This is a genomic window from Gemmatimonas sp., from assembly GCF_041689975.1.
Classification (GTDB): Bacteria; Gemmatimonadota; Gemmatimonadetes; order Gemmatimonadales; family Gemmatimonadaceae; genus Gemmatimonas.
The window spans coordinates 1-10,717 of record NZ_JBDNFF010000082.1; the positions used below are offsets into that span (position 1 = coordinate 1).

At 64.5% G+C, this 10,717-nt stretch carries 7 protein-coding genes; 3 read left to right on the forward strand and 4 right to left on the reverse strand.

Annotation, left to right across the window (positions count from 1 at the left end; all coding sequences use genetic code 11):
* Positions 1–255: 255 nt before the first annotated feature.
* The 3 genes from ACESNG_RS05920 to ACESNG_RS05930 are packed head-to-tail and all read left to right on the forward strand — an operon-like array spanning position 256 to position 6,122.
* Entirely contained in the window at positions 256–2,847 is a 2,592-nt protein-coding gene (locus ACESNG_RS05920) for a DUF1592 domain-containing protein (protein ID WP_373061635.1), read from the forward strand.
* 55 nt (positions 2,848–2,902) lie between these two features.
* A complete protein-coding gene (locus ACESNG_RS05925; RefSeq protein WP_373061633.1) occupies positions 2,903–4,267 on the forward strand; it encodes a DUF1552 domain-containing protein in 1,365 nt (454 codons plus the stop codon).
* Positions 4,260–6,122 (forward strand): ankyrin repeat domain-containing protein, encoded by a 1,863-nt coding sequence (locus ACESNG_RS05930; protein WP_373061631.1) that lies wholly within the window; start codon positions 4,260–4,262, stop codon positions 6,120–6,122. Before ACESNG_RS05925 ends, ACESNG_RS05930 begins: the two co-directional genes overlap by 8 nt.
* A 5-nt stretch (positions 6,123–6,127) precedes the next feature.
* Here ACESNG_RS05930 and ACESNG_RS05935 read toward each other — a convergent pair whose 3' ends face one another.
* From ACESNG_RS05935 to ACESNG_RS05950, 4 genes are all read right to left on the reverse strand, one after another.
* Positions 6,128–6,661, reverse strand: coding sequence for a hypothetical protein (locus tag ACESNG_RS05935; protein WP_373061629.1), 534 nt, complete (start codon positions 6,659–6,661; stop codon positions 6,128–6,130).
* 62 nt (positions 6,662–6,723) lie between these two features.
* The gene (locus ACESNG_RS05940; RefSeq protein WP_373061627.1) at positions 6,724–8,394 is read right to left on the reverse strand and encodes a S8 family serine peptidase; all 1,671 of its coding nucleotides are present in this window, start codon (positions 8,392–8,394) and stop codon (positions 6,724–6,726) included.
* A gap of 109 nt (positions 8,395–8,503) precedes the next feature.
* Entirely contained in the window at positions 8,504–9,682 is a 1,179-nt protein-coding gene (locus tag ACESNG_RS05945; RefSeq protein WP_373061626.1) for a carboxypeptidase-like regulatory domain-containing protein, read from the reverse strand.
* 8 nt (positions 9,683–9,690) lie between these two features.
* Positions 9,691–10,717: FAD-binding domain-containing protein (locus tag ACESNG_RS05950; RefSeq protein ID WP_373068197.1), on the reverse strand; the 1,027-nt coding region annotated here is incomplete at its 5' end.

Here is a 10,717-nt window from a genome sequence, read left to right on the forward strand (position 1 = left end):
ACCGACGAACTGCGTCGCATGCACGGGAACGATGAGCGGGTCAGTGTCGAGTCGTTACGTGAGGGCACTGAGATGATGTTCCGCACCTTGAAGCGAGTGGCCGGCTCGGAGTCGGGGCGCTGACGCCGTGTGGTGCAGGTGATAGCGCCCTTGCTGGATAGCTGAGCGGGGCACACTTTTCAGAGCAGCGTCTCTGTCGCGCCCCGGTGTTTCCCACCCGGCACTGGTGTTCCCGCCCCGTCCTGAGGCTTTGGGATGAAATCTGTTGTTGCGCTTGGTGCCGGCTCGCTGATTCTCGTGATCGGCGCGAGCAGTGCTGATCGGAGTTCCGATCGTGCTGATTTGCGTGATGCCTTGGCCGCTTCGCCGTCCGCGCTCTTTGCCGGCCTATCTTCGGCGGCGAGCTCTGTCAAGCCTGCGGCGCCGGCGCCGTTGTCGAGCTATCGCGCGTCGCTCGATCATCTGCGACCCAGCGTAGGCACACACGCGCGCTCTACGCGCTCGCTCGCACCTGTCGTGCTGACCGACGTGGTCAAGAAGACCTGCGCGGGCTGCCACAGCGACCAGCGCAAGATGGGCAACTTCTCGCTGCAGTCGTTCGATCTCGCCACCGTCGGCGCCACCTCGCCCATCATTGCCGAAAAGATGATCGGCAAACTGCGCACGGGGATGATGCCACCGCCGGGTCGCCCGCGGCCGGCTGGTGACACGCTCGAGGTGCTCGTCGAGACGCTCGAGCGGCAGATGGATGCGATCGCCGTGCGCAAGCCCGATGTCGGTCGTCGGTCTTTTCAGCGTCTGAACCGGGCCGAGTATGAGCGCGCCGTAAAGGACTTGCTCACGGTGAGCGTGAACGCCGAATCCTGGCTGCCGCTCGATACCAAGAGCGCGAACTTCGACAACATCGCCGATGTGCAGATCCCCTCGGCGACCGTACTCGAGTCGTACCTGGACGCGGCCAGCGCCATCAGCCGCCTGGCGGTGGGCGACGCCAAGGCCAGTATGTCAACGTCCACGTACAAAGTGTCGCGTCTCGAGAACCAGAACGGGCATGACGTCGACACGCCGATCGGCACGCGCGGCGGCACGGCGGCCACGCACTACTTCCCGGCGGATGGTGCGTACGTGTTCGCCGTCTCGCTGCATTCCACGCCGATCGGGCAGCTGGTCGGTTCGAATGCGCCCTTCGACGAGAAGATCGAAATCTCGGTCGACGGCGAACGCGTGGCGCTGCTGGACATCGACCGCGGCATCCACGAGAGCGAGCCGAACGGATTGGATCTCAAGACGAAGCCGGTCACGGTGAAGGCCGGCCCGCGCGTGATCGCGGCGGCCTATGTACGCACGTTCGAAGGGCCGGTGGAAGATCTGATGACGCCGATCGGGAACAGTCTCCCCGATACGCAGATCGGCATTCAGGATGGGATCACGATTCAGGGTCACATGAAGCTCCTGAGTGTGACCGGCCCGTTCAATCCCACGGGTGTGTCGGACACGCCGAGCCGTCGCCGGGTATTCACCTGCCGTCCGTTGAGCGCCGTCGAGCAACGCCCCTGCGCCGAACGCATTGTGAACCGCATCGGCTCGCTGGCGTACCGTCGTCCGCTCACGATCAGTGACCGCAAGGCGATCATGAGTTTCTACGACGAAGAGGCGACGTCCGGCGGATTCGAGAGCGGCGTGCGTGGGGCCGTGGAGGCAATTCTGGCCAGCCCGTACTTCGTGTTTCGGGCCGATGAAGTCGCTGTGACGGCCAAGCCGGGTTCTAAAGTGGCCGTCAGCTCCACCGATCTGGCGTCGCGCCTGTCGTTCTTTCTGTGGGGTACGCTACCCGACTCGACGCTCACGGGTGTGGCGCAGCGCGGCATGCTCAGCGACACCACCGTGCTGATCGCCCAGGCGAAGCGCATGCTGGCCGATCCGCGCGCCGAAGCGTTGTCCACGCGGTTCGCCGCGCAGTGGCTGCGGTTGCAGGACATCGAGAAGGTGCATCCCGACCCGCTGTTGTATCCCGCGTTCAATCTGCAGCTCGCGAAGAACTTGCAGAAGGAAACGGAGCTGTTCGTGGCAAGTCTTGTGCGCGAGAACCGCAGCTTGCTTGATCTGTACACGGCCGACTACACGTACGTGAACGAGGATCTGGCGCGGCACTACGGCATGACCGATGTGGTGGGCAGCGATTTCCGTCGTGTGACCTCCACCGACAAGAATCGCGTCGGTATTCTGGGACATGGCAGCGTGCTGCTGCTCACGTCGCAAGGCAATCGCACTTCTCCGGTGTTGCGTGGTAAGTGGGTGATGGAAGTGCTCATGGGCTCGCCGCCGCCGCCGCCGCCGCCGAATGTGGCCGATCTCGACGCGACCGATGCGCATGTGGATGGACGTATGCTGACCACGCGTGAGCGCATGGAAATGCACCGCAACAACGCCTCGTGCCGCTCGTGCCATCAGTTCATCGATCCGATCGGACTGGCGCTCGATAACTTCGACGTGATCGGACAGTGGCGTATCAAGGAGCACAACATGCCGCTCGATACCCGCGGTGATTACTACGACGGCACGAAGATCACCGGACCGCGCGAACTGCAGCAGGTGCTGCTCAAGCGTCCCGTGCCGCTGGTCCGCACGTTCGTCACCAACTTGATGGCCTACGCCGTGGGTCGACGGGTGGAGTACTCCGATGGTCCTGCCATCCGCAAGATCGAAGCGGCGGTGCGCGCGAAGAACTACCGAATTCAAGACATCGTGCTGGGTGTGGTGAAGAGCGATGCGTTCCGGATGCGCATGGTACCGGTCGCTCAGGCAGCACTCCCCGCGAGCGGGGCATCAGTCGGCAACAGCCGCTGAATTTCCTGACTAAATCATAGGAGCAAGAGTTATGCAGTTCCTGACGGGAAAGGCGATGCCTCGCCGACAGTTCGTGCAGTCGCTCAGCGCTACCATCGCGCTACCGTATCTCGGCGCGATGGTCCCGCGTGGGCGGAGCATCATGGGCTCCGCCAATGCGGCGCCGCGGCTGATCGCGATCGAGATGGTGCATGGTGCCGCCGGCTCGAACGACATCGGCTCGAAGCTCAACTTCTGGTCGCCCGCCACGGCCGGTCGTGACTTCGATCTGTCGCCGTCGGCGTTGTCCTCCCTGGACAAGTACCGCGAGTACATGACGATCATCAGTAACACCGACGTGCGCGAAGCCGAGCCGGCCTCGCCGCCCGAGATCGGTGGCGATCACTTCCGCTCGAGCGCCACGTTCCTGACCCAGACGCACCCGAAGCAAACGGAAGGCTCCGACGTCAGGATCGCCACGTCCCTCGATCAGTTGTATGCGCAGCGCTTCGGTCAGGACACGCCGATTCCCTCCATGCAGCTGTGCATCGAGAACGTCGATCAGGCCGGTGGATGCTCATACGGTTACGCCTGCGTGTACACCGACTCCATCAGCTGGAAGTCGCCCACCGAACCGCTGCCGGTGATCCGCGACCCACGCGTGGCGTTCGAGAAGCTGTTCGGTGTGGGTGGCAACAGCGCCGACCGCGCCGATCGTCGTCGTTCGCGCCGCAGCATTCTCGATTTCGTGTCGGGACAGATGACGTCACTGTCACGCGGACTCGATGCCGACGACCGTCACCGCATGGACCGCTATCTCACGGACATTCGCGAGGTCGAGCGTCGCATTCAGATGGTCGAAGCACGCAACACGAGCGGCGAAGAGCGGCAGCTGGCCGCCGCGCCGGCCGGCGTGCCCGATTCGTTCAAGGAACACGTCGAACTGATGTTCGACATACAGGCGCTCGCGTTCGCCGCCGATGTCACTCGCGTGTTCTCGTTCAAGATGAGCCGCGACGGCACCAGCCGTACGTATCCGGAGAGCGGCACCGACAAGGGCTTTCATCCGGCGTCGCACCATGGCGGCGGCGAGAAGGGTGTGCGTGACTTCCAGCTGCTCAACAAGTATCACGTGTCGATGCTGCCGTACTTGCTGGATAAGCTCAAGAGCATTCAGGAAGGCGAGAGCAACATGCTCGACAAGACGATGATCCTCTACGGCTCGCCGATGGGTGATCCGAACCTGCACAACCATCGTCGCTGCCCGCTCCTGCTCCTCGGCAAGGCCGAGAATCGGCTCGCGGGTAACCTGCACATCAAGGCGCCGGACGGCACGCCGATGGCGAATGCGATGCTCAGTATGATGCACACGCTCGGCATGAACGACATGACCACCTTCGGCGACAGCACGGGTGCCCTCAACCTGAACTCCCATGCCTGAGCACTCGTCGACGCATCTCATCCATCGGGCAGGGAAGCGACTGGCCACCGTCGGCCTCGCGGTTGGCGCGGCGTTGATGTTGTCGGCCGGCAATCCGGCGTCGGATACTCCGCTGGCCGATGCGGTGATGCGCGGCGACAGTGCGGGACTACGCGTGCTGCTGAAGCAGGGCGTCGACGTGAACGAAGTGCAGGGTGACGGCATGACGGCGTTGCACCTGGCCGCGTCGCGCGGCAATCTCCCAGCGACGCGTATGCTCGTGTCGGCAGGCGCGCGTTTGGATCCGGTTACGCGCAACGGCAACTACACGCCGCTGCATCTGGCGGCGCAGAACGGACGCGCCGAGACGGTGAAGTCGCTGCTGGCAGCCGGGGCGAACGTGAATGCCACGACGTCCTCCGGCGGGGCGTCGGCGCTACACTTCGCGGCCTCGAGCGGCGACGCGGCCACGGTCGAGGCGTTGATCGACAAGGGCGCACCGGTGAATGTGCGCGAAACCGCGTTTTCGCAGACACCGCTGATGTGGGCGGCCGCGGCGAATCGCGCGTCGGCAATCAGCGCCTTGGTCAAGCGCGGCGCGGACCTCGAAGCGGAAACGCGTACGCAGAGCATTCCCGAGCAGGAGAAGAAAGACCGCGCGTATCTCACCACGCGCTCTCGGCGCATGGCGGCGATGAAGTCGGCGGAGGCGTTGCTGGCGCCGAGGGTAGTGGCAACGCCGGCGGTTCCAGCGACTCCCGTGTCGGCGCTGACTGCTGCGGCACCCGCTGCGCCTGCCGAAGCCGCGGCGCCTACGGGTAACTCCGATACACGCATCACACCTACGGCGGGAGACCGCCGCGTGCGTGGACCGTCGTACGGTGATCTGGTGGGCAGCAAGGGTGGTAACACGGCGCTGCTTCTGGCCGTACGTGATGGTCAGGTGGCGGCTGTGAATGCGCTGCTGATGGCGGGCGCGAAGATCAATCATGCCAGTGCCGGTGACAGCACGACGCCGCTGCTGATGGCGGCGATCAACGGCCGCTTCGATCTGGCGAAAACGCTGCTCGATCGCGGCGCCGACCCGAAGCTCGCCAGTGTGGCCAACGCAACGCCGTTGTACGCGGTGATCAACGTGGTGTGGGCTCCCAAGGCCGCGTATCCGCAGCCGGTCGCGCAGTATCAGTCGAACGTCTCGTATCTCGAATTGATGGAAGCGCTCGTCAAAGCGGGCGCCGACGTGAACGTGCGTCTCTCGAAGCACCTGTGGTACATGTCGTACAACTTCGATCAACTCAGTGTCAGTACTGAGGGCGCGACGCCGTTCTGGCGCGCGGCGTACGGCACGGACCTCGACGCGATGAAGCTGTTGCTGAAGCACGGCGCCGATCCGAGCATTACCACGATCAAGCCGGCCGGTCGGTTGCCCGGCTCTGAAGAACTCGACGCCGACGTGGCCGCCGGTAAAGACCCGTCAGGGCTGCCGCCGGTGCCGGACAACGGTCCAGGCGTGTACGCGATCCACGCCGCGAGCGGTGCGGGCTACGGCGAAGGCTTCGCGGCCAACGCGCACAGGCACGCGCCCGATGGATGGATACCGACAGTCAAGTTTCTGGTGGAGGAACTGAAGGCCGACGTGAACGCCCGCGACTTCAAGGGCTATACGCCGCTGCATCACGCCGCCGCGCGCGGCGACAACGAGATGATCAAGTATCTCGTGAGCAAGGGCGCCGATGTCATGGCGGTGGCCCGCACCGGGCAGACCACGGTCGATATGGCGAACGGTGCGGTGCAACGGGTTCCGCCGTTCCTCGACACCATCGAACTGCTCGAAAAGATGGGCGGGAAGAACAACCACAAGTGCAAGAGCTGCTGATTCTTTCAGCGCTTCGACGCCGGCGCTGCGTCGTTCCATGACGAGGTGACGGTGATGCGCATGCCTTGGGGTGTGCGCACGAACACCCGGGTCGATACACCGGTGAGTGTGTCGCCCGGCGTCGGTACGCCGACGTAGCGGTAGTAGCCGTACACCACGCCCGGCGCCAACGGAACTACGCGCATCTCCTTTACGATCAGCGTGTCCGGCCAGGAATTCTGCGTGATGGCCGACCACCCGTCGTAGCCCGTCTCGAGCGCACTGGGCGAATGGCGCACAAGCTGTGGCGTGTGCACGTACGTGGCCAGATAGCGCGCTTTGTTACGAGTGTGAATCGCCACGATGTTCTCCCGAAAGGTGGCGAACGCCTCGGCTGAATCGCGCGCTGCCGTCGCCGCGGCGACGCTGGAACCAGTGCTGGATTGCGCGCTGGCCACCTCCGCGTGACACAGCGACGTCACGGCCATTGCGCCGCAAATCAGTGCGCTGGAGACCAGTCTGTACGACGGCGACTGCCGATGGTGAGAATCGATGCACATACGCGGAACTCTCCAGGTAAAGGTGGCTTGTCGAAGGCAATCGAATGATGTGGCACGCAGTATCAGGGGCGCGGCGCCACACGCCGCAAGGCCAGTTGCACGGCGGCGTACGCATCGATCACCCCGCCGGTGCGTGACAGTGTCGCGAACTTCACCCGAGATCCGTCACCGGGTCGCCGCACGTCGAGATCGGGCAATTTGCGCACCGATTCCAACACGATCTCGCGCACCTGCATGGCCGTCAGCTCAGGGAAGTATGCCATGAGCAACGCCGCCACGCCCGACACGACCGGCGCCGCCATACTGGTGCCGCTCTCGCGCTTGAGGCCTCCGCCCGGTACGGTGGACAAAATGTCGACGCCAGGCGCAAACAGGTCCACCTGCTCGCGACCATAGTTCGAAAACTCGGCTGGTAACGACGCCAACGGCTTCCAGCTCGACGCGCCGACTTCGATCCAGTTGGCGGCGCGCGCTCCTCCGTTGAGCGCGGGCGTGGGATACGACGGCGTTTCGTCGTTGTTCTCGCCGTCATTGCCTGCCGCGTGTACCAGCAGAACGCCCTTCGACTCAGCGTAGCGCACGGCCGAGTCGACTGATGCCTTGGCCGGTGAGTAGCCCTTGCCGAAACTCATGTTCACGATCTGTGCGCCGTTGTCGACGGCATAGCGGATCGCGCGTGCCACATCAGGGTCGCGCTCGTCGCCATCGGGTACGGCACGCACGGCCATGATTTCGACATTTGGTGCGATCCCTTGCATGGCGGCACCATCGCCGCGTAACGCGCCGATGATGCCCGCCACGTGCGTGCCGTGCGTGGCATCCGGCCCCGTCACGTCGCGCGTGCCGACCACGCGCTGCGCTGAGCGCGGATTGAACAGTGTGTCGAGGCCGTAGCGGGCCTGCGAGTCGTACGCTTCGCGTGCACCAGCGATCTCGGCGGCATCGAGGCCGTCGGCATCGAGGCGTAGCCACATACCTTTTGCTTCTTCCACGTCGGCCGATGTCGGACGCAAGGCCGTGACCGCTGCCCGCGTGACCGGCGCGCCCTTGAGTGCGGTGCCGAGCATTCCGTTTACGCTGCGCAGGATGCCGTCGATATTCTCCACCTGCAATAGCGTCGACTTCACTTCCTTCGCTTTGGCGCGGTACGCCGACCCGAGGGCGTCGCACTCGGCGGCTTTCGGCTTCTCCGTGAGCGCACCGGCGGGCTGGTTGCGGCACGCCGCGTAAAGGCGCGTGAGCTCGAACGTGTCGTAACGAACCGGCGTGCCATCGGTCGTGGTGAGGGCGTTCCATCCGAACACATCGTCGATCACGCCGTTGCCGTCGTCGTCCTTGCCGTTGCCGGCGATCTCCCGCGGGTTCTTCCATAGCGATCCGGTGAGACGCGTGTGCGCGGTGTCGACGCCGCCATCCACGACGGCGACGATCACGCGACGCTGCGGCTGCCGTGAGGCGAGCAACTCGCGAATCGCGCGCTCGGAGCCCACCCCCATCACGCGATCGGTGTCGTAGTCGAGCCGCTGCCAATCGGAACGCGCCGTATCCGACGCCGCCGGAGCCGACGGCGGTGGCGCCACCTGAATCGGCGCCTGCAGCACGGGCTGCATGGCCGGTTCGGGCGTTTTCGCTACGCGGCCACCGGTGCGTGTGCAGGCGGCGAGCGTGAACACCAACGGCAGGGCGAGCGGCAAGAGTCGCGCGAACGGGCGCGAGCGGGAAACGGTCAACATGGTGCTCGGCATCGGTCGTCTTGGTCGAATACGTGGTCGAATCAGTGGACGGCTGGGCATCCGTGGACGATAATCAAAACTCCGTATGCTCGTAAATGTGTCTTTCTGGTTACCCCGAGCCTGCCAAATGCTCCGTGCACCAGAGCACGTCGCGGCTCAGTCGCGTGCGGGCGCGCCAAGCCGGCGAGTCGTACGCACTCGCCACCGGTGCGTCGGGTGGTGGCGTCTCGAAGCGATAGGCAATGAGTTGTTGCAGTTCCACGGGGTGGCTTGGCCCACGCCCTTGAACCGGCTTCTGCCAGTTAATGGCGCAGACGCGATCGACCAACGACAGCCCAGGGGTAATTTCGCGGAACGTGGTGGCCACCGCCACCGTGCGAATCCCCTGCAGCCGACGCGGCAAACGATCCGGTCGACTCATCTCGAGTTCCATTCGTCGCAATTGCGCCGTGGCACTGTCGAGAAAGAACGTGCCGTGTACATCGGGGGCGCGCAGCTTGTCGGCCGCGCGCACTTCGAGGCGCACCCAGGTTTCGCTGCCTTCGGTGACCACGCCACCGAAGTGAAAGCAATGATTGGCGATGAACGAAGGTGCCGCGATATCCGACAGCACGGGAATCGACATCGTGGTTTCGGTGCGGCCACCGGGCGCCCGCCGTTCACGCACCACGCGACCGGGACGATACCCGCCCAACGCCTTGCTCTCGGCCACGAGCGTATCGACCGATTGCACGAAGACTGCGCTGTCGGCGAACGTGGCCAGCACGCGCTGCGTGGCGTAGCGAAACGGATACTGCGACGTGAGCAGGCGGAACTGATCAGCGTTCTCGCGCAGGAGCTCTACCACATCGTACACGGCCGGATCGAGTGTCCGATCGGGCATGCCGGGTTTCGTGCAGGCTTCGCGCGGACGCACAAGCATGCCGGTGAGCTGCACAGGAATCTGCGCCAACGTGATGGGTGCCGACGTCACGAGTCCAGACTCGATCACCACGCGTCCGCGATACGGCGCGAAACCGATACGACGTACGGCGATGTCATAGCTCCCGGCGGGCAACGCCACGATCGTGGCACGTCCGCTGGCGTCGGTAAACCGCTCGATGCTGCGGTCGGGCAGGGCCACCACCGCGTACGGCAGTGACACGCCGGCCTGCTGGGCCGACACGGTGACCGCGAGGGTGCCGGTGCCCGGTGCCGTGCCCTGTGCGGCGAGCCGATACGGGGAAGTGAGCAGGCCCGTGAGGGCCATCGCCTGGACGATGCGTCGTCGTAGCGTGAAAAAGGACATGCTGAAATTTACCGCGTGCGTGCGTTGAGCGGTGTCTTCCGGGACCCGTGTCGATCGTACACCCGCAGGGCACTCCCGGATCGCTGCGCAGCCAACTTGACGGTGTGCATACGGTCCCGCGCGAACGCAGAGGCCGTTTCGTGCAGCACGATCGGCGCGGGATAGTCGCGCCCGATCACGCAACCGGTCATCTGTTGCACCATCATCGGGGTGCGCTCCGGGCGGATGAGATCAGCATTGGACAACGCACACAGCTCAGGTACCCACTTTCGCACGAAGGCGCCGGTCGCGTCGTGATCCTCGGCTTGCTTGTAGGGATTGTAGATGCGAATCGTATTGATGCCCGTGGTCCCCGACTGCATCTGACATTGCGTCCAGTGGATGCCCGGCTCGTAGTCGGTAAACCAGCGTGCGAGCACGGGACCGGTGTGTCGCCAGTCGAGCCAAAGATGATAGCTCGCGAAGCTCATGACCATTGCGCGCATGCGAAACGTCAGCCAGCCAGTCACGCGCAGCGAGCGCATGCAGGCGTCCACCAGCGGGTAGCCGGTCTGTCCCTCGCGCCACGCGTGTAGTCGCTCCATGTCCGGCTCCGACGGTCGTAGCCCATCGAAGATCGGCGCATAATGCGCAGTCTCGAGACGGGGTTCATCTTCGAGCTTCTGGATGAAATGGCAATGCCAATGCAGCCGCGAGGCAAAGCTCACGAGGCTTTGTGACCACTGCGCGCTATCGGCGTCGCGCCGCGCGTTCGGTTCGTCACGCAGTGTGCGGGCACGCTGCCGCGCCGCTTGATAGGCGTGCCGCACCGAGAGCGTACCGAACGCCAGCGCAGTCGAGATGCGACTGCATGACGCCGACGCCTCGTTGGGGCTCGACATCGCGCGGCGATAATCTTGCCCGCGTAGTGAAAGAAACGACTGCAGCATGTCATGCGCGCGTGCTTCACCGCCGCGCTGCCAGTCGGACCACGGCGGCGCTACGATCTCGTTCGATGGATGGTGCATGACTTCCGGCAACGCCGTCAACGCCGCC